At 44.9% G+C, this 26,808-nt stretch carries 10 protein-coding genes; 4 read left to right on the top strand and 6 right to left on the bottom strand.

Annotated elements, in window-relative coordinates:
- Window positions 1–101: 101 nt before the first annotated feature.
- Window positions 102–362 (top strand): hypothetical protein, encoded by a 261-nt coding sequence (locus E2K93_RS02820; RefSeq protein WP_135437632.1) that lies wholly within the window; start codon window positions 102–104, stop codon window positions 360–362.
- A 76-nt stretch (window positions 363–438) separates the two neighbouring features.
- The gene (locus E2K93_RS02825) at window positions 439–726 is read left to right on the top strand and encodes a SelT/SelW/SelH family protein (protein ID WP_228445462.1); all 288 of its coding nucleotides are present in this window, start codon (window positions 439–441) and stop codon (window positions 724–726) included.
- A gap of 118 nt (window positions 727–844) precedes the next feature.
- On the opposite strand, the gene E2K93_RS02830 is transcribed toward E2K93_RS02825, so the two are convergent.
- The 3 genes from E2K93_RS02830 to E2K93_RS02840 form a co-directional block, all read right to left on the bottom strand.
- Complete coding sequence (locus E2K93_RS02830; RefSeq protein WP_135437634.1) at window positions 845–4,003, bottom strand: TonB-dependent receptor; 3,159 nt, start codon at window positions 4,001–4,003, stop codon at window positions 845–847.
- A 33-nt stretch (window positions 4,004–4,036) separates the two neighbouring features.
- Window positions 4,037–8,533, bottom strand: a complete 4,497-nt coding sequence (locus tag E2K93_RS02835) for a M36 family metallopeptidase (protein ID WP_135437635.1) — start codon at window positions 8,531–8,533, stop codon at window positions 4,037–4,039.
- A gap of 68 nt (window positions 8,534–8,601) precedes the next feature.
- Complete coding sequence (locus E2K93_RS02840; protein ID WP_135437636.1) at window positions 8,602–14,391, bottom strand: S8 family serine peptidase; 5,790 nt, start codon at window positions 14,389–14,391, stop codon at window positions 8,602–8,604.
- Window positions 14,392–14,824: 433 nt separating this feature from the next.
- On the opposite strand from E2K93_RS02840, the gene E2K93_RS02845 reads away from it, so the two are divergent.
- Together E2K93_RS02845 and E2K93_RS02850 are read left to right on the top strand one after the other, a co-directional pair.
- Window positions 14,825–17,593 (top strand): DUF1566 domain-containing protein, encoded by a 2,769-nt coding sequence (locus tag E2K93_RS02845; protein WP_135437637.1) that lies wholly within the window; start codon window positions 14,825–14,827, stop codon window positions 17,591–17,593.
- A gap of 6 nt (window positions 17,594–17,599) precedes the next feature.
- Entirely contained in the window at window positions 17,600–18,166 is a 567-nt protein-coding gene (locus tag E2K93_RS02850; RefSeq protein WP_135437638.1) for a DUF1566 domain-containing protein, read from the top strand.
- 84 nt (window positions 18,167–18,250) lie between these two features.
- On the opposite strand, the gene E2K93_RS02855 is transcribed toward E2K93_RS02850, so the two are convergent.
- The 3 genes from E2K93_RS02855 to E2K93_RS02865 all read right to left on the bottom strand — a co-directional run bounded on the left by E2K93_RS02855 (window position 18,251) and on the right by E2K93_RS02865 (window position 26,537).
- Window positions 18,251–20,212 carry a vanadium-dependent haloperoxidase gene (locus tag E2K93_RS02855; protein ID WP_135437639.1) on the bottom strand — a complete coding sequence of 654 codons (1,962 nt, stop codon included), beginning with the start codon at window positions 20,210–20,212 and terminating at the stop codon, window positions 18,251–18,253.
- Between the two features lie 10 nt (window positions 20,213–20,222).
- A complete protein-coding gene (locus E2K93_RS02860; protein WP_135437640.1) occupies window positions 20,223–23,618 on the bottom strand; it encodes an FG-GAP-like repeat-containing protein in 3,396 nt (1,131 codons plus the stop codon).
- A gap of 237 nt (window positions 23,619–23,855) precedes the next feature.
- The gene (locus tag E2K93_RS02865) at window positions 23,856–26,537 is read right to left on the bottom strand and encodes a hypothetical protein (RefSeq protein WP_135437641.1); all 2,682 of its coding nucleotides are present in this window, start codon (window positions 26,535–26,537) and stop codon (window positions 23,856–23,858) included.
- Window positions 26,538–26,808: the final 271 nt, after the last annotated feature.

A 26,808-nucleotide genomic window follows, 5' to 3' on the forward strand; every position in this document is an offset into this window, starting at 1 on the left:
TGTGTGACCGATAAGGTTAGTTACCGCAGCTTGGCGGATTCATTACATCTCTAATAAATAGGCCAGTAACCAATCGTCCTATTAGGAATCAAGAAACGTTTATGAACAAACACTCCATTGCCATGTTTTTTGGTGTCGTCGTCGCGGTTTTGGTTATCTTGCTAATAAACGAGTTTACTATCGTTGATGACTGTTTAAATCATGGTGGACGCTTTGATTATCAAACCGGTCAATGCCTGTTGGCTGACGCTAAGGTGCACGTGGCCAGTTTTACCAATTACCTCGTCGCCTTGTATTTCGTGTTAGCGATAGCGATTGCATTCGCGGTATCACGTCTAACGAAAAAGCTGTTTAAGCTATAGCACAAGCCAATGCAGCTCAGCTACAGTTCAGCTAAGCGCTGCATCGAATAAGCACAAACAAGATAAAGATCCGATTATGAATAAAGTAGAAATTACCTATTGCTCTCAATGCCGTTGGCTAATGCGTTCAACATGGATGGCGCAGGAATTATTGACCACCTTTGATGGTGACATTGACGAGCTGACTTTGCGTCCGGGCAATGGTGGGATTTTTGAAATCGTCGCCAATGGCAAACTGGTTTGGTCGCGCAAAAAAATGGCTCGATTTCCAGAAATAACCGAATTAAAACAATGTGTGCGTGATGCTATCGCCCCCAACAAAGATTTAGGCTGCATCGACCGTAAATCAGCTCAACCGGAATGACATGTCAGTAAGCGATGGTTAACATCTATCGTCAGTAGGCAAACTCGAATATAAAAAAACCACAAAGCGAACTTTGTGGTTTTTTATTATACGCGTATTAATCGTTGTCTTTCGCTCGCTAGAATCTAGCGGATATCGACAATTCGACATAACGTGGTGCCGTCGTTGATGACACCAGACCATAATCAGGATGGGTGTTGGCGATCATCTCAGGGTTAATTTCTTTTAACCTTGGCAAGGTAATGTCGCTCACTTCACCTGTTTCAAAGTATCGAGTCGCTTCAATCTCATTAAATACGTTTTGCACTTGCAATTGCGCTCTGGTATCAAGCCCCATAATGGTGGTTTTATACGTTAAGCTTAAATCCAATACAAAGGTCGTCGGCGTGCGGCCTTTCGAACCACGTGGACTCGGTACCGACTCAGCAATATATTCTGGATTTTCTGGATCGCTATCCGGGTCAATGACCTCTTCTTCACAGTAGAATGATGTTGGCCCATATATTGATGGAACCGCACCAGCGTCAGGGTGATAACCAAAACAATTATTCGGTCGACCTGTTTGCCATGTTGCATTAAAACCAACAGACCACTCTTCATTGAATGCGTAAGCACCGGTTAGTTTAAAGGTATGACGACGATCATTTGGCAAGTCGCCGTATGAATGATCCATCAAAGCTGCATAGTCAAAACTTTGTGTTGCACCAGCATCTCGCTGACCAATATCTGAGTCGACTAAGCCCTCAGTATTGCCCCATGAATGGGACCAGGTATAGGTTGCAGAGAACGTGAAATCATCTTGCCATGGGCGAGTTAATTTCAAATCCCAAGCAATGTATTTACGTTCCGCTTTCGGGTACTCCAAGTACTCGTTAGGAATAACAAAATTACGTGCTTCCTTTGGCCCCTTAACCAGATTACCGTTTTCATCAACATAATCATCGGTATCGACCCAGATATCCACCGATGAACCTGGGTTGGTCAACACATACATAGCCGCTTGACTGCCTGCACATGCTGGACAATCTTCGTCAAACACCTCATCGAGATATTTTTCCAGACCGCGCTGTACCGTAACATCTTCAATCGATTCACCTAACTCACGGTAGGTACCACGAATGCCCCAAACGTAATCATCCCATTGCTGTTCAAAGCTCATGGTATATTCGTCCTGATACATAGGGTCGATATCGGCATCGACTAATCGTCGGGTATCTTTTAAGGTACCGTCTGCAGCGATTAAGTCAGCTTCGCTGTTCCCCAAAATATCGGCAATGTTTTCAAACTCAGACGCTGGAATGCTATCAAACTGAAAATCACGTTTGATTATGTATAACTCTTTACCCGCCAAACGAATATTGGTATTGGTTGCAACTGGCAGATAGAAACGGCCAAATGAAGCGGTAAATACCGACTCACCATCACCGAAGATATCCCAAGCCAAGCCCAAACGTGGCGCAATTTGACCATCCATATTAATGAAATCATCGCCTTCGATATTCTTATTGGTGAACTCGTCGTAGCGCAGGCCAAGGTTTAATACCACATTATCAGCAATCTGCCATTCATCCTGAATATAAACCGCAAAGTTTTCCGTTTCATAGGTACCATTATTGTTCAGATCAACGGATTGGATAATGGCACTGTCTTGCTGGTAAATAACGTCGGTCGAGCCTTCAAGGTAATCAATCAAGTTATCGGTACCTACCGACATGGTGTACGTACCTGAGCCATATGCGTCACGGTTTTCGTAGGCTTCAAGCTCTTCTATATCAACACCAAAACGGAATTCATGATCGCCCCAGAAGTAGTCAAAATCGACTCGAAATTGATCTCGTTCATTGCGCGATGTACCAAAATTGCCGACCGAAGGACCGTGCAAAATAATACCGGTTTTACTGTCAATAATGCGAGTCTGACCTTCATTCACCAGTGAACGATTCGAGATTTGCGATTCATTGTGACCGAGCATTGCCGACATGGTTAAGTCGCCATCAAGGAAGTAGCCGGTGTATTTTAATGAGTAGTTTTCACCACCTTCAACTTGCTCGTAAGAGCCAAAGTTATTACCGACAATCGGCGTCACCACGCGACCATGATTGGCATCTTCAGCGTCGATACTTGGTTTGAAGTAATAGCTGCCGATCACCTTGTTGGTTAAATCATAAGGCTTTGAACTGACTTCATACTCACGCTCATCGTTAAAGTACGTAAAATCAAGTCGATGGTCATCACTGATATTCCAGTTAAACTTAGTTGCCCAAATTGCATCGTCACTGTCGGTTTCGGTATAACGCCACAAGCTGGCATTTTCACGGGTTTCAAACAACGGATTATAAATCGCGTAGAAGAACAGTTTGTCTTTAATGATCGGACCGCTGGCCCAAATATCGAGATCAACTTTGTCGTAAGTGCGACCATGGTTAATGGCGAAATACTCCGTACCGTATAGCTCAGCGCCAATATCGGTGCGCTTTACATCCGGACGGTCTTCACGTAATTCATCAGGAATGTAACGCGCGTTAACCCCGCCTTGAAACTCATTCGTACCACTTTTGGTGGTGGCACTGATGATGCCGACAGCACGGCCGTATTCAGCCGAGAAAGCACCGGTTTTCACTTGAAAGTCTTGGAACATTTCCCAAGGCAGCTGGCTAAAACCAAGACCGGTACGTACATCGGTAATGTTGATGCCATCGATGTAATAAGCGTTTTCCGCTACCGATGCACCAGGAAACGACACTAGGTTACCAAACGCCGCATCACCTTTGTTGGTGCCTGGCGCCAATAGCGCCACCGAACTCATATCTCGCGGCACCGGCAGCAGCTCAAGTTCATCTTTAGATATCACCAAGCCAGATTCGGTATTGGTGGTATCAATGGCTGCGATCGTCGTCGCACGAACTTCAATGCGTTCTACGCCCTCTTCATTCATGCCGATGTTAATTAAGGTTTTACCACCAATGTTGACGTCGACATTGTTTTGCTCGGTCACCAAGTAGCCATCTTTGTGGGCAATGATGTTATAGGTACCGGCAGGCAATAGTGGAAAACGGTATTTACCATCATCATCAGAGGTGATGGTTTTGCTATAACCGGTATCGACATTAATGATGGTGATTTCAACGCCTTCAACCGGCGCGTCGTTATAGGTGATCGTTTGCCCTGAAATATGACCCGTTGTCGCATCGGCCTTGACATGACCCGATGCAAACACGGTTAATAACGTTGCGGCAATCAACGTGCGCTTAAACGGCGCAGTAACTTTATTTTGCATAATTATTCTCTTTATATATCCGCAAGTTAAAGACTAAATCTGAGCCTTGCTGGCGCGCATACGCGCCAGCAAAGTTAATAGCAAAAGCGATAACCAACTAAGGCCACCACCGCTGGATACATTGGACTCTCGTGGTTCTACGGTTACGGTTGCTATTGCCGTATCGCTTGCACTGCCATCGGTTACCGTCACCAAGAACTCGAAGTCTTGTGTGTCGTCAACGTTTGGCGCATTAAAGCTAAGCACTTGCGTGCGCGCGCCTTGCATTTGCACCGCATCACCATTGGTTTGCTGCCAACTGAACAGTAACGCATCAAAATCGCCATCTTCAGCTAAGGCTTCAAGTTCAACCCGATCACCTTCGGTAACGGTGAGATTGATACTTTGCACCGTTGGCGCAATATTGACGTCGATAAGGCTAACAATCACCTCTTTGCTACGGGCATTGTTGTGCGAGTCGGTTGCGGTCACTTCAAACATCAATTCTTCATTGCGATTGATTACGGGAGCAACAAAGCTCATTTGCGTGGAATTGGCATTAAGCAGTTGCGCAGATGGACCGGATATTTGTGTCCAACTGACGCTGACATCATCATTATCAACATCAACCACATCGGCACTTAGGCTAATGGTTGCTTGTTGACCGTTAGCACGCTCAACAAATCGCTGGCGATTATCAACACGGATCATTGGCACACGATTACCACATGCTTCATGTTGCTCAGCAACTGCCGCCGAAAATGCTGGCGCTTGGGTGTTTTCAAAGACAAAGTCATCAATAAACCAACCCGCGGTTGGCGCTTGCTCATCGGTACCAATAGCAAAGCGTACCCGCACTGATTGACCATTTAGCTCGCCTTCAGGAATGACGATGCGTACATCTTCACCACCAGGCAGTTGACCGGCATAGCCCATACGATGGCCTAATGGGTTTTGACTTTCTGCCACTTCTTTGGCAAATGTGCCGTGAATAACCGCATCATATGGGTCTGACATCAGTGCATTGAATTCAGTAATGTCGCGCCATTCGCCGCCATTAACACTGATTTCGATAACACCGCCATCCCAATACTCTAGTGTCCAAGGCGCATCTTCCGGCGCACCTGCTGCTCGGTATTCAGCGACTTCAAACTCATAAATATGGAAAAATTCAAAGGCAAAATCACCGCTCTCATTGACGATAACGTCTGGTGATTGCAGGCTGGTTAATACTCGAGTTGGACTTGCCGCGCCCCAGAACATTTGTCCTTGACGTAAACCAAGCGTATTGGCACCAAAACCGTTATCTAATACCCAAGGGAACACCGCATTACCATAAGCGGCAGGAGACACGTTGTCCGCCGTCGTGGTCCAATCGGATTCGGATGAGGTATTGTCTTCAAAACGCGTTAATTGGTGTTCGTTTTTGACGATATCGGTTTCAGCGCTGGTCCAGGCTGTACCAACAGGTGGTACAATGGCGTCAGCATTATCACTGTCAAAGCGAATATCAAAACGCACTGTCGATAACGGCTCGGCGCTGTGTAAAGTCACCTCAAATGGGAATTCAATCACTTCACCGTAATTGTTTTCATTGAATTGTATTGGTAATCGGCCATCCGTTAATTCGACCCCATCGACGGATAAGGTAATATCAGAGATGCTATCAATCACCGCATGCACACCCGTCAATGGCATATTGCTTAGGTTTTTAAGGTGCAAGGTAATTTGCATGGTCTCATTAACATCTAATGAACCATCGATATCACAGTAAAATCCTGAGTTGCCCAAATATTGGTAGTCGGCGGTAACATTATCGACCACAAACGATGGGTATTGCGTGGCAAAACCTTCACGTACGTTGTCAAATAAGAAATCGGTGCGATCCGGTGCTACCGCATCCAAACCAAAACCTCGTTTGGCGAATGCTGTTAGCATGATGTCGAAGTCTCGACTATCGGTTGCGGCGGTTACCGCCAGCAAAGCATCGCGAGCTTCGGTAAAGGTTGGCCAATACGGTGTAATTTTCAAACTGGCGACCAAGTACTCCTTCATGCGTTTCTCAACCATGTCGAAACTCAAATCACTGCGTTCATTGTGCAAGGCAACATAGACTTCCCAAAGTGCCGCCGTCCAAACTTCACCGGCATTATGCACCTCGTTATTCGGCACCGGATGTTCAGCATGGAATGCCCCCTGCTGGTGATCAGGCAACTGCGCGCTAAAGGCGATATGACCTAAGGTTAAGCCGTTAACATTCATGTCTGTGGTGTATGGGTATCGACGAATACCTTCGGCAAACGATGCATTACCAACCAGGTTACGACCTACAAAGGTCGACATTGGAATATGACCTGCAAATTGCTCGTTGCCGACAATATGACGATCTTCTTCTTTGAGCATCAACATCAAGGCCACAAAGTCAGACCAACCTTCACCTAGTGACGCACCCTGCCATTGCATTAAGCCCCAGGCATTGTGAATCAAGCGATTGGTTAAATAATGACCCCACTCGTGGGCAACGATACTGGTATCAAAAGCAGAGTGGTTTTGATCGGTTTCGACTTCAACGTCAATACGAACTTTTTCACCCGCTTGCATCGACAGGTAAACCGGCTCAGCATGCTCATAGGATAAGAACACACCGGGAATTTCCATATCCGAGGCATCATCATTCGGACCTAACGCCATATTGATGGTACCGCCAGCGTTACCGGCTGCGTTAACTTGACCTTCTTTGACATGATTGGTCATAAGATAAGCCGTTGCCCCTGCGGCTTGTGCGTGCAATGCTTTTTGGAAGAAATTACAGTTACCGCGGCGAATCAATGCCGTTTTACCGCGCAATTCTTCTGCATTGATAGCCGGTTCACACAGATCTTGTCCGTCTACCCCTTCACCGTCATAAGCAATAACCAATTCATTTTCATTGATATCCGTCGTATCTTTATCATCTTCGATGGTAAACGTAGACGGACCAAACACGGAACGGCCAAAACTTGGCACCCAAAAGAACTTTTCCCCGTTAGCATCGGTCGCGTCGTCTTCGCTGTAATACTCATCCAGCATACCTCGAATTTCAAAACCTAATTCATATAAGCCCCATGGATACATGCGCATGATAGGTACTTGGCCATCTGGTGGCGTCGCCATTGATGCGTTATTGGCTGAGTTGAAATCTACACGAGCTTCAATTGGGTCACGATCTAGGCCACCACGACCATAGTTATCAAATTGCGCGTTACCTGACTGCTCATCAAATCCTGAGTCATAAAACCAGTCATGCAAGAAGTTATTCACGTAAAACATCGACGTCATGGCCGCTTTTACGTTGTTATCTTCGCTTGCCGGTGCACGGTAATTGTATGTATAACTGAACGTACCCGCCGACGAGGTCATTAAGTAATAATCACCGTTTTCAATACGTTCGTTATCCAAGTCTTCTACTGGATTAAAGCCTTCTGGCGGCACCTTATCAACGAACGCCCAAACATTATTGCCTTGTGCCCAGTTTGAACTTTCAGGCAACCATGGATCTTGCGTACTGACACCGGCATGATCGATGGTAACTAAGTTACTGTCGTGCAAATGTTGCTGATAATCGCCATAGCTTTGTGGGTCAAGACCGATAGGGTATGGCGATACTTCAATGGTGGTTGGCGAGTCGTATGGCTTAAATGGCGACTCGGTTTCCGCATACAGACGGTAACGGAAACTATGATCCGCTTCCAATTTGCCTTTGTGCAGAATCCGCTGATCGATTGCAGAAACGATATAACCCATCATTTCACTGCGCGTTTCGTTTTCCACCATGCGTTGTAAGTTGATCATAAAGGCCGGCTCTACGCCCTTCGCCTTAGGGAAATAGATAAACTGCGCCGCAGATTTACCTAGGCCCCAACTTTCAGAGTCAATAGCATCCTGTTGTTGGTTGATCTCGAACTCATCAAATTTGCCTCGACGCCCCAGAGCTGTTAATGCTGAGTCGCTAATGCTAACACCGGCGTCGCGAAATGCAGCAACAACAGAGGCTTTCGCCGCATCGCCTGGTAATGACGATAATGACGCCGCTTCACCGACAATCGGTGCAAAGGTGCCGCTGCTGGCAACAGCACGTAAGTTTTGATCCATGACCACATTTATTTGCGAACTGAATACATCAACACCATTGACCTGTTGCTGATAGCGCATGATGATTGGGCCATTGGCACTTGTATGCACGGTGCTGACTTTCGCTTGGCTAGCACCATTATTAATAAAGCCGTGCTGACTGGCGACACTGGCAAAATGATGTGACGCGGCGCGTTCAATTTGCTGTTGTTTATCGGCAACAAAATTTAAATGATTTTGACTTTGCTGCGCATCAAACCACTGAAACGTGGCACGTTGTTGGCTATCAAACTGACTTTGTAATTGATAAGGCTTAGCAACACCTGTGTGCTGCTGGTTATGGTTTGCAACCTGATTAAAGTCGTGGGAGATTGCACCAACGCCTGACACTGTCAGGGCGCTGGCAATGGCCAGCGTTAATGGTAATTTTTTCTTCAACATAATCTTTTCCAAATGTCTTCTTAGCTTCTTGCAATTGCATAGCCCACCAAGCAGGCTATGCGCATCGGTTATTTGATCGTCAGGGTACGTTTCCTGAAGATGCTAAGAAGGGTGAAAAGTGATAACCAAAGCACGGCACCGCCGCTTGGTTCTTTGCGTTGTGTGGACGCATCTTCTTCTGCTTGGGTAACAGAGACCGTAAATGATTTACTTACCTCAACCTGACCATCGGTCACATGCAATTGATAAACATGCTCACCTGCTGGCAAGTTCGATAAGTTAATTGAGGCATTATTAATTTGCGACTGGTCAATATATTCACCTGACCAGGTATAGATTAATTGATCGCCATCTTTGTCCGTTGCAAAGGCAATAAGCTCGACAAATTCATCACTCATGATGGCAAAGCTGTCCTGTTCATAAAACAATTCAGGTGCATCATTGATGGCATCGACGTTCACTTCAAAACTGGCATGAACCACATCATTAGCGTTGCTATTTGATACCAACTGTACCGATATGACCGCAGGTGACGTAGTGTAGTAGTCGGCGTCACTTTGAATACTGATTTGCAGCTGCGAGCCAACAACCGTGGCATCGGCCTGAATAAAGCGATCACTAGACTCAACATAGGCCGTAACATCGGCATCAGACAGGGCTGCGGTAACCATACGCGCTGGACTGTCTTCAGTGATGCTTAGATTTGCCAATTGCGATAAACCAAGAGATGGCGCTACCAGTAATTGTGCACTGTTACTAAATTCGGTATTTGAACCTGAATTGGTTAAATCAAATTCGAACGTCTGACCGGCAACAGCATCATCAGGTAAGCGCACCGTAAAGCGAACTTTACCCGATTTAGCACTTGGTCCGGCGTAATCAAAACAAACCACTTTATCGCGTTTTACGGCATTAAATATCTCTGAACGGTCTGCAGCTTTACTTGAGTTGTAGTATTCTGCACCGTGATAAACACCACCAAAGCTATTGCGATAGCCTTCATGACCAAGCAAACCAATATTGGCGCTATATAAGGCGTCGTCTAACAAGGTATCACCGTAATGCAACGTCTCGTCTTCAAAAATAATACGTTTGATGTCGCCATAAGCAATGATCACTTCATAGTCACCAGCGCGGTTTTTCGCTTCTCCGGTTTCCATAAAGATTTGCATGTTATAACGGTCGTTACCGTAAAACTCCATTAGGCTTGGGTGAATAGACTTACCTTGGGTATTACTAAAGTAATCGTATTCGCCATTGTTCAACAAACATTGGGTGCCCACATTGCCATCTTCAAGATTGATCGATTGCTGATGCAAACAGGTTTGCTTCCAACCGGTTTGCATATTTTTATAATCGACTACGAGTTTGCTGCCAACATGGCCGACAGCAATACCAGAGAGCTCTTCACCTTGTTCAGGGTTTGGATTAAATGGCGTAATAAACTGCTCATTAAAACCTGCTGCACGCCACAATGGCGCAATGGTATTAGACAAGTTACCGCCGTTTAACCCGCCACTATGGGCAAAATTAAACAAATCGCTGAAGTTTGGTGTTCCGGTGCCTAATGGGTTCGCCCCGGCAAAGTTTTGAAAATCAATAAAACCATTGCCAAACACATACATATAACGGCCACGAGCGTAATCACTGTTACCGAAAAATGACACCCACGGGGTGCTTATATCGGAGTCGGCAAAAACCTCTTGCAGATCAATAGTGACATGCTCGCGGTCAATGTATTGTTGACCATCTGCGTCCACCGTTGCCATCCAATTAAACGGCCCCCACTGATCGAAATGCACTCTTGCTGCCCAATCTTTTTCAGACTCCAACACGCCATCTTCATCGATACGGCGAGGGTTTGAAATAATGGTACGAGCAATCGGTGACAATAAGTAATGCTCATCCGCTTGTTCATCAAGACGCATGGCGCTGCCGGTGATAGGCGTCATACCTAATTCAAGGTATTTACCGTGACTTTGACCATCGACTTCTGGGGTACGACACATATCATCGTTATCACTGGTGGTGATAACGTAGTCTCGAGCAAGCCCCTTGGCGCTGGCGATTGAACCAAAGATACGGAATTGCTCACTGGCCGTTTGTACGGCAAGTTGCAAGTGGCTATTGGTCTCTGGAATGATGCTGCCAACCAATTCAACTCCTGCCGGTAGCATGGTGGTTAAATTGATGGACTGGGTCGCGTCCGATAGATTTTCTTTAAAATGAATTTCCATCTCCACTTCGGCGCCAGCAACAATATCTTCTGGGCGAGCTTTGCTGGTTAATGTGGCAATATCATTGGCACGAGTTAAATTCAAATTAACCGTCTTGCTGTCATCAACCGCATTAAAAGCGGTAAATACAGTTGCGCCTGGCGCTAATGAGGCATCCCAGTGCACCGTCACCTCTTTGCTCACCGTATCTGCGGTTAAGAAGATATTGTTCGCCGGTTGACCGCTTACCACACCAGAATGGGTTTTAATGGTTGTTGTCAGCTGCTCTTTAAAGAACTCAGTGTATTCGCGACTAAAGCCACTAGCCCACTGATACATAACCCAATAGTCACCTGCCTCAGGGTCGGTGATACTGCAGAAGTTATTAGAGCCTGGGGTGTCATCGTTTGATGACATCGGTGGCGCGAAATCAGAGATACATAACAATTCTTCTCTAAAATCCACTCGTGAGTTTTTATTTAAATCACGACCTACCGCCACTTTTACTGCATTACGACGACGGTTTTCAGTAAGGTTACGAACCCCTACTTCTTGTGCTTCAGCAAATAATCGCTTGCTACCCTGTTCGACTCGCAACCATTCAATGTGCGCGGTTTGATCGGCCATGTGCTGCTCAACATCAAACAAAGTAAATTCACAAAACTGTGGGTGATTCAAATAACAACTCATGTCATCTAAACTGTGGATTGGCACAATTGCGGTCTCAACTGGGGCTGATACCACAGGCTGATATGCAGTGAACAATGCTGTTGTCACATCGTCGGTGGTGAACAAAGGCAGTACTTTAGAGCCTTTATTTAAGGCAATATCGACACGATGCATGTCATTACCGATATCTAACTTGGATTCAACGGCAAGTGGCAGATGTACTTCTGGAATGGTTTTATCATCCGCGAAGAACACCAAATCACCACCGGTTAAATTACCTTCGTTATTGATGATATCTGTACTGTCTTCATCGTATTGATTTTCCCAGTTATCGAAATCCCAGCCAAAACGCGCCGATTCATCAACAACGGTAAAATCAATGGTGATATCAATGCTCTCACCTTTTTTCAAGGTGAAGTTGGCAGGGCTAACTGTCGCCGTTGCCGAGGCATAATCCATGAAGATTTCTGAACGCCAGCTACCATCTCGGGTGGCCTTAAAAGTACGAGTTAAGCTACATTTACCGTAACAAGCACGTTCAATAACCGCTGGCATATTTAAGTCTGAAACATTATGTGCTTGAGGGTCTGCAGCCATAAAGTTTTCAACACTTTCATGCATCACCAAGCCGGTATTAATGGCTCGTTCAACATTAATTAAACCAGCACCCATGGTGTAAGCATCTGGCAGCCCATATATCTCGGTATTGCCAATATGAATAGCCGGTTGCGCGGTAAGCGTTAAGGCAGAAATAATTTCCGAAGGTGACCAATCTGGGTGAGCTTGTTTTACTAAAACAGCAGCACCAGAAACCACGGCAGTCGCGGTCGAGCTTCCTGAACGAGGTAACCAATCAGAGCTATTGCCAAATTCATTAAACGGGCGTTGGTCAGCAGAGGCGGCTAATACGTTGACCGCAGGTGCAACAACACTTGGTAGCATGTACTCACCATTTATTCCCGCACCTGGACCTGCCGCGGTATTATTGCTGTACATCATGCCCAGTATGGTTGGGTATCTAAATTCAGACAGTGGATTAATGGTTGCCTCAACCAGTAAATTCATCTCATTTGAGGTAAGCACCCAATCGTAGATTACATTGGAATCATCTTGCGGCGTTGAGCGCATAAAGCTGACAGGAAACGCCTGATTAGTATAATTTACGGTCAAATTAGGAGTGGCAAAATCACTCGGTACAATCAATAAACCACCGGCACCTGCAAGCTCTGCCTGCTCAGCCATGTGCTGATAGGCTTGATAAGCATTAAACCCTGGTAATAAATCGGTATTGCCCTCGCCGTTGGCAAGACAAACCAATATTTCATTACTGGCAAAAACATTTTCTGGTAAATCAATACACGAGGCGATATTCAGCTGTTGCTCAGGTGAATACAATGATGTGTCAATTTTTGCTGCTGCAACCACAGGGTTACCTGAGAAAGAGGCGCCGACATAACCTGTATTGGCACTGTATTCGGTAATAGCCACCAATCCAGCAAAATCTAAGCGTTTAGGAATACTTTCTGGATCGCCGCCGCCAACCTCGGTGACGGCCGTGCCGACCACATAAGATTCGCTTTTATCTGCCGCACCAACACTCAGTAGCCAAGGCGATGGATGATCACCTAATCCGCGACCGTAGTTATCACCATTACCGACTGCGGTAACAACAACGATGCCTTCTTTATGGGCATTTAAAAACGCCAGTTCAACCGCGTCTTGGTATGGGTTTTGGTTACCACCGGCGGCTTTCGCGATAGAGAAGTTAATCACATCGACATCATCGTTAATGGCGTCTTCGATGGCTTGCAACACTACTTCATCTGGGCAACTGACATCATTGCCAATCGGATCACAGACTTGGTAAGAAATGATTTGCGCATCCGGTGCAATACCAGCGACATCGTGTTTAGACACATTGAGCGATACGCCATCGGCTTGCCATTGTTTGTATGACGGGTAATGCAAACTGACATCGGTAAGTTGATTACCAGCAATCAGACTGGCGACATGGGAGCCATGGCCATTATAATCTTCGCCATCTTGATAAACGAACTCGTGCTCGGCACCGTTATACAAGGTCAATGCCGGGATATCGCCATTGCCCAAGGTGACATCTTTAATCTGTTGATAGGCGCGAATACCAATCAATTTATCATTACAACGCTGTTCAGCGTCAGCAGAACTGGCACAAACGCCAACGTTGTCTGTATTAGGAAAGTTTGAAATTAAGCTGGTTTGCTGATCAAATGGCTGATCTGCAAATGATGGATGGTCTGAATTAATACCGGTATCTAATACCGCCACCAACATACCTTGACCACGATACTGCTCACTCGAAAAGCCCGATAAACCATTCCAAATGCTATCCGCGCCAATATCTTTACCTGTGCTGTAGGACTGTAGGCGAGACGCACCTAACTGCATCACTTTAGCCACGCTTGGCAAGTTTGAAATATATTTTGCTAGCTCAGTATCGACTTCAATGGTGAAACCGTTTAGCGCCTTACTGAATTGGTGCCTAATATTGACCGAGTGGCCTTGGCGATTAATTTGTCTGACTAAATCTTGCTGTTCTGCAAGAATGTAGGCTTCGTACTCAGCGCGGGTTTTATAGCTGTGAGCAAGCGTTTGCAGTTGGCTTGATTGCGCCAGTTTTTGACTGCCACTATTGGCTAGAATATGCGAATCAAAATGACTGCCCGATGGCTGCTTCAACATCACCACAAAACGTTGTTTACCAACAAGATTTTGTTCTGCAACAAATTTACTTTGCTTGCCATTATCAATCACGTGGTTAACCCTGCCGTGATTGGCGGTAAGCTCGCTGTTTTGCAGCAGTTTTTGCGTAACGATGGCTTGACCTGTTACTTGTTTTAGCTCGGTTTCATTCTCTGAGCTGGTCACAGTCGCACCGACGCCAATTGAATAACCTGCCGCGCATATGGCAGCAAGTATGCGATTAAACTTCAAGACTATCCCCTTATCATAATTATTTTGAGGTTCGACGGCGTGACCATCGACCAAGGGTGGTATTTTTTGCCTTTAACGGCTTATAAATTAGCGCCTCGATTATCGATAATGAGATGTACGAATTATGTTAAAAAGTGTTAAGCGAGTAACAAACAGGTTAAGCAAGTGAACTTTAAAAGTCTGATGCTGATATTTTGTTAAAAAGTGTTAAACAACACATCAATAAAGCGATCACAAACCCCAGCCAAAAACCAAGTATAAGCACATGATTTAATTAGCAATTAAGTTTAAACAGCGTTATTCCTCATTGATTAATCCACGACTTATAGTGGTGCTGGCGAAAGCGAGCAGAAATTGATTGGTTTACATTGAAGTGTCGAAAATTGGCGCTTTAAAAATAACAACAGCCAAATAATAATTAGAGGAATAATAAATGAAGCATTTAGGAATTACCTTTTCCAGTCTGCTCGTGCTTACCGCATGTGGTGGCGGTGGTGGCGGCTCAACGCCAGATGGACCAGACAATAAGACACCTGAGAACAAAGCACCAAGCGTTAGCATTAGCTCGCCAGGTTCGGTGCAAGAACAACAAAATGTGGTGTTAACCGCAACTGCCAGCGATTCAGATGGTTCGATTAGCAGCTACAGCTGGAGCCAAATTTCCGGCCCAGCAATGACCATGAGTAATGGTACAAGCTCAGCCGATTTACAATTTACAACACCAATTGTCAGTGCCTTGGATGCCGCACCGACGGTTGAGTTTCAACTAACGGTAACCGATGATGACGGTGCAACCGCAAGCGATACGGTAAGCTTTAGTATTGAAGCAATTAATACCGCGCCATTGGTCAATAACATCACCAATGTCAGCGTCAATGAGCAAAGTACGGCATCAGTCAGCGTCGATGCTAACGACGTCGATGGTGAAATTGCCTCTTATCTTTGGACAAGTACCAGTGCCGATTTGGTATTTACGGTAAATGACCAAGCAACCGCCAGTTTCACAACGCCTGCGGTAAGCAATTCATCTCCATTTTCAGTCAGCGTTACCGTTACCGACAACGAAGGTGCCACCAGCAGTGACACCCTTACCGTTAATGTTAACCCAGTAATTAGCGGTATGTTATATGCCCGCCCGCTTGCCGAAACCCGCGAACAATATGAAGATCAAGCGGTTATTGAAAGCGATGGCAATAATGAACCACCTTATAAAGTCGATATATATGACTTGGCAGGTACATTAATTGGCTCGGGTATTCCTGCTGATGATGGCAGTTTCTCTGTTGCGGTTAATAACTCTTTAAATAACGGCTATGTAGTGCAATCAAGTCATCTGACCTATACCCCACAGTATGAAAAAAATGAAGATGGCTCGCTTAAAAAAGATGAGTTTGACCAACCAATCCCGAAACGCGATGAAGATGGTAACCTCATTCTAGAGCCTAGTTGGCAAGATGATATCGCCGCTATCTGTGAAGCAGACGAACGCGCAGCATGTGATGTGACACCATTTACGCATTTGGTTCGTCAATATATCGATGCACGAGCGCAACTTGGTGAAATGGTCACTATCAGTGAAGAAAACGCCATTATTGAAATAGAAAAAGGCTTAAACATTTCACTCGCACAAGACCCATACGTTGAGTCTGTCGATGAGGGCCAATCAAATATATCGCTACAGCAATTGCAGCAACATATCGAAGCGACCTCAATGCAAGCCGTAGTTAACTCAATTCTTGCCTATTTACTGCAAGAAGATACCAGCAAACTGGAACTCATTGGCTCAATCTTTTTAGCCAGTGATACCACTCGTTTGACAGTAAATTTAGGTGCCGCGTTTGATACCACGGCACACAGTAAAATCAGTTTAACGGCAAACCCTAAATACTTTGGGGCAAATGCCACAGCGTTTCTTACCGATAGCATGAGTTTTGACTGGGTACTACCAGACAATATTGCATTGGTAACCGAGGAACTCGGTAAAGAAACCTTAAACGTTAAATTGCCAAGTGTTGAGCAAGTCACCACCATTACTATAAAAGTGATTGCCAGTACCGAACGATTTAGTGAAGAATCAACGATAGATATCACCATATCCCCTGCCAGCACGCCAGAAAATACTCAACCAACGGTTGAAGATATGGCTGATCTAGTGGTCTCTTCCGAGCAAACGGTTACCTTATTCAGTCAAGTCATTGATGGGCAAGATTTTGCCTCAGAGATGAGTTACCAATGGATGCAAATTGGTGGAGAGGCAGTAAGTATTGTTGATCCAACTGCAGCTCATGCGACATTTACCACACCACAAGTTGGCAATGGGTTTACTAAATTACAGTTCGCACTGACCGCAACCGATTCAGGTGGCAAATCAAACTCAAATAGTATTGATGTCTATGTCACTGAAAACTTTACTTATATCCCAATGGCATTAAACGACAGTGGTGTAACCACATGTGGTAACTTTGGTTTTGGTGATAATGTCAGTGAAGGCCATTTAAACGATCAAATTTGTGCAGACATTGAGTCTGATCGTTATACGCCACTCAATCAAGATGCGACTCAAGGCCGCGATGCGACGAACAATGACAACAGTGACGGTATTGCCGGCTTTAGTTTTACTAAAATTGCCGCTGATGGCACAGAGCTAAGCGATGATGCAACCGAGTACAGCTGTTTGTTGGACAACGTCACCGGTCTAATGTGGGAAGTAAAGACCGACCAATCGGGCATCCACAATAAATTTGAACGATTTAGTTACTATGACAGTGACCCTGCAACCAATGCTGGTTACCCTGGTAAAACACCAGAACAACGCCTAGAGCATTGTGATCCGACTTTCTTAGCCTGTTTAACCACAGAAGAGTTTGTGCAACAAACAAATGATCAAGGATATTGCGGCTACAACGATTGGCGTATACCAAACGGTACCGAATTATTGTCTATTTTTGATTATAGTGGCACCAACAAAAGCAAACCGGCCATCTCGACGTGGTTTAAGCATGCGGTAAATAAAGCCTACTTCTCGAATACCCGTACCGGTGAAGGTGGGTCACTTTCAGGTAATGTTGGCAACCCAGATTATCAAACTCGTAAAGTCATTGTCGTTGATTTTGGCACCGGTGAAGCGCTTCACTTTAATGCCTCATATACCGGTGACGCCCGCCTTAACGCCCGCTTAGTGCGCACAGCAACTCAGGAGTAATCAAGCATGAAATTTAATTCAACCCTTATCAGCGTTGCACTAGCAGGTTCAACATTTGCTTTTTCAGCAATTGCGCAAGTTGAGACCATCCGCGGTGTTGGTAGCACTACCCAGCACTGTGTTTATAATGTTAAAGGCACCGCCGATAATCAACGTTTTAATATCAGCGATGACGGTCAAAGCGTACTTGACAACAAAACCGGCTTAACCTGGGCACGTTGTGATTTAGGTCAAGCTTGGAGTGATGAGCAAGGTCGTTGCTTAGGTGAGCAAGAAGAAGTCAACTGGTTAGATGCTCACAAAAGTGCGCAAAGCTACACTGCTGGTGGTCATAATGACTGGCGCGTACCGAATATCAAAGAGCTCTATTCATTAGTGGAAGAGCGCTGTGCAGGTCCGGCGATGAACACCCAAGTGTTCCCATCGACCTTCTATGCAGATATCTACTTTAGTTCGACCATTAATAACCTGAAAGCGACCGGTGATTCAGCCTATGCCTTTTTCAGTCGACTTGGTCAAATCCAATCGGTTAGTAAAGATGACTTATTAAAAGTAAAATACGTTAGAGACTAACCGTGTTAATTTAAGCTAATTAACGCCAATAAAAAACCCACCTAATGGTGGGTTTTTTCATTACTTTATAATACCTTACCACATCTATTGGCTAAAATACTGGCTCGCATATTGAAACGCATCTTGGCCAATTTTATAACCAATTAAACGGCCGGGAATATCGTCGGCTGGTGGATGAATTCCTCCCCAAATACGCGATAAGCTGCACTGATCAGACGCGTCTTGGTATGTCGCCCACTGCAGCGTCATATCAACACTTGGCCCTTGTTCAAAGACTAAAAAGTCATCGGCTGTTATGGCAAAGCTGCTCATCCCGCCGGGGAAGTATTCACTGCCAGTGAGCTTGGTCATCACCTCTGCGGCTGCACGTGAATATGTAGAGTGACCAGAAACATAACCTGCAAACGGCGGGGTAACGAATGATGGACGCTGATACGGCCACCAATTCTCAGCCAAAATCCAATCAACCCCGGCGACATCGTTACTTGCATCAGAGATTGCCGTAGGGCCGCGCCAAGCAAACAGTTTAAGCTTGCCTACATGTTCACCTTCACTACCTGCTAGGACATCACCGTCTTTAACAAGCTCAACCAAACCAGGCTGTAATCGCAAGCCTTGGAGATGATAATTTGCTTTAGTATTATCACTGCGCTGACCTAAATCGGCCATGGCTCGTATCGCAGAGATTGGTCTAATATAGTCATACCAGCCTTTAATACCCCAAGCACTGATTGCTGAGTCATGCATCGCCCCGCCCAAGGTAAAGTAAGCTTTAACATCCCACTCTAGGTTATCAAGAACATCGCCTTGCCCTGCAAAGCGAGGCACAAAATCAGGATGATCAAATACCGTGTTTAAGATAACAAACCAATGCCCCGGTGGCGTTTCTGAATCCGGTCCATCAGCCCAAAACTCAGCGAGTACTCGGGCATAATCGCCTCTTGGTACCATTTGTTGTTGGTATGGCTGACCGGTAACCGGGTTTTGAGCATAACCTTGGCCGATATCACCACCATCAAGTTGATAGAAATCACGATGCTCTGCAAATGTTTTAGGGTATTGCTCTAGCGTAATATTGCCTTGTGATGCTGGAGATATGTCAATCATCACGCCATCGCTTGGGTCTAGTTGAGCGGACCACTCACTGACTAAAGAAAAGCCCCATTCGTATTCATCTGCCAACTCATCGTCTACCAATGGCGGCATCCCCGGGTCATGATAGATATAATAATCAAAGCCATCGCGTTGTTTGATGGTTAGGTCGTCTTGGGATAAAGAAAACGGTTTCACTTGTCCCCATTCAGGACCTAAAAATTCAATTGCGCCAGCTACTTCATTGCCAGATTGGTCAATGTAGGTACCAAGATCGAGTGACTGCCAACGATTCAAATCACTGATATTAGGATTTCCGGGAAGCTCTGGGTCTAGTGCGTCATTACTCACTTGGTAAGCAATATTGCTATAGAGGATATCTTCTTTGGCACCATCGTCAAAGCCATAAGCGATATAGCACTCGGCGATATAATTTCCTAACGCTGCGGCATCATTTGGGCTTAATTCTGTGTCTACATAATCCTCATCATAACCCAACTCTTGCATCAACTTATTGGCAAGCTCAAAGGTATGCTCGGCATCTGGAGATAACTCAAAGCGATGCTGAATAATGCGATATGCAGCATAACTTATCGCTGTTTGCTGCGCGCTTTTGCTATCATCAGTCTGCAATTCAATATCAATACGACACTCATTATTATTTAATGATTTCCCCGCTAAATAGCTGTCATCGTCGCTATATAACGCCCATGCATCATACATGGCCGCAGACACGTGAAACAAATTGCGAGCGTGTACTGTTGGTCTGGCAAAATCATTGCGAATACCTTGCAGCAACACCTCATTCCATTGTCTAGCGACACTGTGGGTTTTGTCTGCTGATTGTTTTGGCAGCACAGGTCTATCGGCTTCATCATTACTATCACCACACGCCGTTAGCGCGAGGCCTATTGCCAAACAAAGGCTGGTTTTGGTTATTTTATTTACGTTCATAATCGACTACTTACAGAGTATTGTCTGTTTTCTTTATTAATATGGATTGATTCACAGCGATGTTTTCAACGGTTTGTATGTCGCCATCTGGCCACGTAACCTGAATGCGTTCAATTTGCTTATGTTGGCCTACGCCAAACATCGCCAGAGCCGGCGCTTGAGAAGTAAAATTACTGTTGAGATTGATATGACGGTATTGCTTATTGTTACGGGTGTGCACTTCAACTATAGCACCAATACCTTGGCTGTTATGCTCAGTGGCAGATAACCTAACCGTAAGATAGTTGCCTAATTGGTTACCGTTTTGGTTTTCATAATACAGCAAGGCATTTTTGCCCACGGTGTGGTCGGTTAAAAGGATATCGACGTCACCGTCATTGTCAAAATCGCTACATAAGACCGCCCTTCCTTGACCTTGGTGACTCAATCCGACGTTAATGTTGGTGCGAGAGAAGTTGCCATCTTTGTTATTAAGAAATAACGCCACGGTATCGTTTAAATGGCTTTCGTAATGACTGGCGGCATCTGAGTTGATAAGCCAGCCATTGACGTTAAACAGATCAATCCAGCCATCATTGTTAAAATCCGCGGCACAACTTGCCCAGCCCCAACCACCGTTAAAGGTATTGCTGGCATAAGAGACATCGACAAAACTGCCATCACCATTATTTTTAAGAAGTTTATTACCACTAAACGATAAGCTACCGCTTGTACCATCAAACTGGGTGATACTGGTGACAAACCAGTCTAAGTCACCGTCATTATCAATATCTGCGAGACTGCTGCCCATGCCTTGCAAATCATCAATACGGATATTTAACTCATCACTGCTATCGGATAGCGTGCCATCTTCCTGACTGAGCATCGACATGCTGGTACTGTGATCTGAGGCGACGAGGATATCCTGCAAGCCATCCTGATTTATGTCGGCAAAGCTGGCGGTAAACATATAGTCTTCATTTTGCGTATCGCGCTGATGTGTGGTTGCAATGCTGGTTAGCTTACTGCTGTCATCAATGGCAACAAAGCGATTGTCGCCTTTATTTTGCCATAGTAATTGCGGCTCTGAGGCAAGGCTTTCGCCATAATGGGTCAGTAACATATCCAATTTGCCATCTGCATCAAAGTCACCAAACGATGTTGAAATATTGAATGCGTTATTTGCGGCTATGGCGCTATTGCTGTCACTGAACTTACCATTACCGTCATTGATAAATAGCACATTTTCAAAGCCTGGCATGGCGGCGACAAATAGATCCAGATCGCCATCACCATCGGTGTCAGCAAACGCCGGCCCTGAATATAAACCATTCAGCTGCACCCCGGCTTGTGCTGCGATATCAATGTAACTGCCATCATTTTGTTGTTGATATAATTTACTCGCTTGGCTATTACCACCAACCACATATATATCAATGTCACCGTCTTGATCGTAATCACCACTGGCTAAGCCGCCAGCAACATTGTAGGCAACATTTTGCGTAGCATTTGCTGGCGAAACGTCATCAAGTTGCCAGCGATGGGTTAAGCCGAGCAAGTTGCTAGAGTCGGCAAAGATAAGACCACTGTTTAGTACATCGGCGTCAAAGTTGATATCGTCAATGTCATCTTCATCGTCCGGTATACCATCGTTATCGTCGTCATTGTCGGCATTGTCACCTACACCATCGTCGTCATTATCTTTACTTTCCGTCGCATCGAGTGGGAATGCATCGTCGATATCGATGACTAAATCATTATCGTCATCAATGTCCTGATTATTGCCTATGCCATCGGCGTCACTGTCTAAGAATTCAGTTTTATCAAATGGAAAGGCATCATCAATATCCAACACGCCATCGTTGTCATCATCGTTATCAGGCAATAGGCCGCCACTATCGGCAAAGCCGTCAAAATCGAAATCATTAAACGCTATATCTGGCACCCGATTATCTGTATCGTCAGGGTCTTGGCCAAGCGGCCAACCGTCTTCGTCGGCGTCATTATTCTGCCATTTAGTGTTGTCTAACGGGTAAGCATCATCTGCGTCATTTACGCCATCGTTATCATCATCCTCATCGGCGTTATTGCCAATACCATCTAGATCGCTGTCCATGTGTTCTGATGCATCAAGCGGAAAATGATCTTGTAGGTCGGCGATACCATCATTGTCATCATCTTGGTCTTTATTATCGCCAATACGATCCGCATCATTGTCTTGATATTCGCTAGCGTCGAACGGAAATGCATCGTCTTGATCTAGTATTTGATCATTATCATCGTCATTATCTTCATAGTCACCGAGACCATCAACGTCATTGTCGTGATGTTCATTTAAATTTGTTGGAAATTGGTCGATGACATTAACAAAACCATCATTATCGACATCGTCATCAATACGATTTACTTGGCCGTCGTCATCAGTGTCGATAATCGTACTTTGCAATAAAAGTTGTTCAGTAAAATAGTGACGACTGAGGCGCTCAACAGTGACTTTTTGTTGCGCTGATAAGTTTGCATAGTGTGCATTAAAATCATCGCCTAAAACCGTTAAAGGCAAGCCGTATTGATGGCTCCAGTGTTGGCTTATAGACGCCAGTTGTTGCTGAAAATCGTTAATATTCAGGGCTGACATATGCAGCTTTTGCCAATAAGAGCGACTGTGCTCAGCAAGTAATGCATGCACTGGCGTTATCGATAGATTGGTTAGGTCATTGTCGCTATTCTCAATAGCTACTGGCAGCGATGCGATCGTGCCTGCAAGGTGAGCAAATATCGGCGTATCGAGGTAGTTTTGCTCGTTGCCAGAAAATAACAATACCGGCTGAATATAGCTTAAATCCGCCAGTGATGGTGCCGATAGTTGAAATTCAAATTCGCCGTGTTGCAGCTCACTGGCAACCTCATTCTCATCAGCCAGACCATTACCATTGCGGTCTATAAATACCGACAATGATGTTATGTCTAAATGTTCAAACCCCGCTAAACTGCCAGAAATGGTTAAACGGTCATAAACCGCGATATCAAAGTGCTGAGTAATCGTTTGCCCCTGATATTGCACGGTTAACGTGATGTCGTTATACGTGCCGGCATCAGTTTGTGACGGTGTGCCCATCAGCTGACCTGTCTGTTCATCAAGACTTAACCAACTCGGTTGATTGGATAATGAAAAACTAAGCTGACTGGTATCGATGTTTAACTTGGGTGTATAGGTATATGCCTCAAGTTCATTTACTTGCTTAGCTGGCGTTGAGCTCTGATCGAATGCTAACACTGCCTCTTTATCTGCTTGGCTGTTGCTAGAACCTTTGTTTGAACCGCCACATGAGACGAGTGTTGTGGATAACGTTAACGACAGAAGCGCTGTGCTAACAACCGATTTAACACGGTAAACAGCGGGCTTTGATGGGCAATTTTTTATTTTCATTTTGATGGTATACAGCTTATCGATTACACCCCCTATCCTTATCACAATAAACGACGCTGATAATGTTAACTTTTGTTAAAGTGGTGCTAATAATGCGTTACCCACTGCGGCGTTGGCGACAGCATGGGATAACATGATTTGCCAATGCTAGCTGACAATGTGTTTATTCGTAGGCGTTGTTTTAAGCAAAAAAAACAGTAGCCGAAGCTACTGTTTTTACTTGGGGGTATTAAGTTATTACTTAACAGGCATCATCACATTTTCAACACGGATGGTCTCACCAGATGCTGTGGTTAGGTTAAGGTTCACAGTGATGTGAGTAACCGTACCACGCGTATCAGATGGACGCAGTGATGTTAATGAATTAGTGATTTTATAGAAGTAGTTTTTACCTTCCATAACGTCGCTTGGGAAACCTGTGCGTACTGGTAAGCCGTAAGCTGAACCTTCAACATCAGACTTATTGTTGCCGTTATAAATTAGGGTGTTATCCCAAGTGTGCATAACGTAGTACATTTCTTCTGCAGCGTTACCGTAAGACGCATCTTCTTCAAGGTTGATACCAACGATTTCGTTGACTTCACGCTCACCAGTACCAGCGCCACCTAAACCGTCGTTTGCCGTTGCATCCCAGAATACGTTATGAGATTTAACGATAGTAACGTTACCCGTTAATGGCTCTGGAGAAACTAGGTATGCCGCACGGAATGATGTTTCACCGTCTGCGTAAAGCATTTTGCTTACAACTTCGTAATCATCAACAACGTATGAGTACCAAGTGGCCATATCGACAACTTTCGTTTTCGCAGGGAAGTAATCAAAACCTTCGCCAGGGTAGATACATTGCCATGTACCATTGTCCCAATAAGGGTGAGAGAAAGTACATTGACCGTCTGGCGTTTGTTGCCATTGCCAGTACGCATCACCAGCGGCTGCCATTTGACCATTAAGACCAGGTAAGTCAATCCAGTTAGCATCTGAGTCTAACCAGTTTTCTTGACCTTCATAGTTAGTCCACTGGTAACCTTCGTTAGTGTACGTGGTAGCCGCTACGTCAATACCAGCACCGGTTGCAACAACTAAGTTTTCAGCCGTTGCTTGTACTGCCATCGCTTCTGGAATCATTTCATCGATCATCACATCGATTGCTGTCGCACTGCCTTCTACTGGTGTTGTAACAAATGAAAGTTGCAGTTGCTCACCGTGTTGTAGGTCAGTTGCGTTGAAGTAACCGCGTGGTAATGCGTCAACATGACCGGTAGGCAGTACCGGAGTCTCGGCATCAGCGTCGTAGCTTTCGCTATTTAGAGTAATGGTAAGAACAGTTTTGTCTTCGTTCCAGCTAAACTCTGCGCCATCTTCACCGGCCGCGATTAAATCGTGGCGAGTGTTGCTGCCGGCATCACGATAGAAACCGTGAACCCAACCATTGGTACCAGCTAAGATTTTACCATCAGTACCAACCATTGGTGCACCAACAGTCACTTGTGACCATGTGCTGGTTTCATCATAGTTATCAGCTTTGTACTTAATAACACCTTCAACGATGTTATTACCTTCTTCATCAACACCTGTTACCGCTGTTGAATCAATAGCTTGTGTGTCACCTAGTACGGTTTCAGTAGGACATAAGCCTTGTTCCCAAGGGTCTTCACATAGAGTGCCATCTTCGTTAAAGAAGTAGTAGCTGTGCTCACGACCTGATTGACGGAAAGAGTAGTTTTCAAGGTCGCCACGCATTCTTACAAATTCTGAGTAAGCTGTTACACGGTCACCTAAAATTTCAACTGGTTGGTTGAAAATTACAGTGAATTTAGCTTCGGTACCAGCAACTACAGATGAAGAAACAACTTTATATTCAATTGGTAGTGCTTCACCGTTTTCAGTGTCAGTATTCATCGCTAGAGTGATGTTTGCTGAAGAAGCCGCTTGGTCAAATGACGGTAGACCTGCTGAAGCAACATCCATTGCGGCGAACATAACGCCATCAATTTCAACCATATCTAGAGCGATTGGGTTCATTACTTGCGCAAAAGATAGGTCAGTGATCCAATACATTTGTGATGCATCATCCCATGCCGCCATTAATTCGCCGTCATTTAGGTATAAGTGTTCAGGACCTTGTGTCACCATAGAACCATCAGCAAATTCTAGACCGAAACTAACGGTGAATAATGTCGCTTGGTGTGCGTCGTCAACATAAACCATTGGGCTTTGACCAGCAGCAACAGACATTGCACCGCCAACAACCACGTAGTCCATACTTTGGCTAGCAAATGCACCAGCAACTTCTACGTCAAATGACGTACCATTTGCCGGAAGCATAAAGGTGTAAACACCGTTGCTCTCGCTGGCAAATACGTTAGGAATGCTTGATAGGAATTCGCTATCACCTTCCATTTGCACGCTTGGCATGTTCTCAATACCTGCCGCATCAGCACCGTTTACGTATAAAGATAAACCGGTTACTGGCGCGCCCATCATGTCAACAATGCTTACCGATGTTGGTACAGAATCATAGACAGCGATAGGATCAATATTTAGCGCACCAGAGTTTGTGGTGCCTTGAGCGTATGCAGTCGCTTTGCCTTCTACGTTTACAGCAACGATAAAGTCAGAGTTTGTTGGTAGGCCATCGATTGCGTAGCCAGTACCAGAGGCAACAGCAGGAACCACTTTACCATCAACGTGAAACTCAACGCTTGCACCTGATAGTGCCGCCATTGTGTTACCGTCAACCACTGACACGTATGCAGATGCCATAACTGGATCAGCTGGTGTTGGTGTCGGTGTAGGAATTTCTACGATTTCAGTTCTGGTATCTTGAACTTCAACATCGTCACCACCACAAGCAGCAAGCATGCTGGTAGCAACCATTGTCGCGATCAATGATTTATTAAATTTTATTGTATTGGACATTTTTCTTCCCATTAGACTAGTTTTTATTCGTGCTTCTAAGCGTTTTATTCTTATTCGTTAACAAACTGTCAACCTGTACTTAACCTTAAAAACACTTGCGCAAACCCAATGTAAATCAGCAAACTTACGATGTTTGTTAAAAAGTGTTAAACCCATTCACAATCCATCAACGAATTTATAAAAAACCATACATAACAAAAACTTAAACCAAATAAACTTATTAACTAACGCCGCAACAAATCAGCACTTATGTACAATAAAAATACGTATC

Origin of the sequence: Thalassotalea sp. HSM 43, from assembly GCF_004752005.1 — a bacterium.
Classification (GTDB): Bacteria; Pseudomonadota; Gammaproteobacteria; order Enterobacterales; family Alteromonadaceae; genus Thalassotalea_A.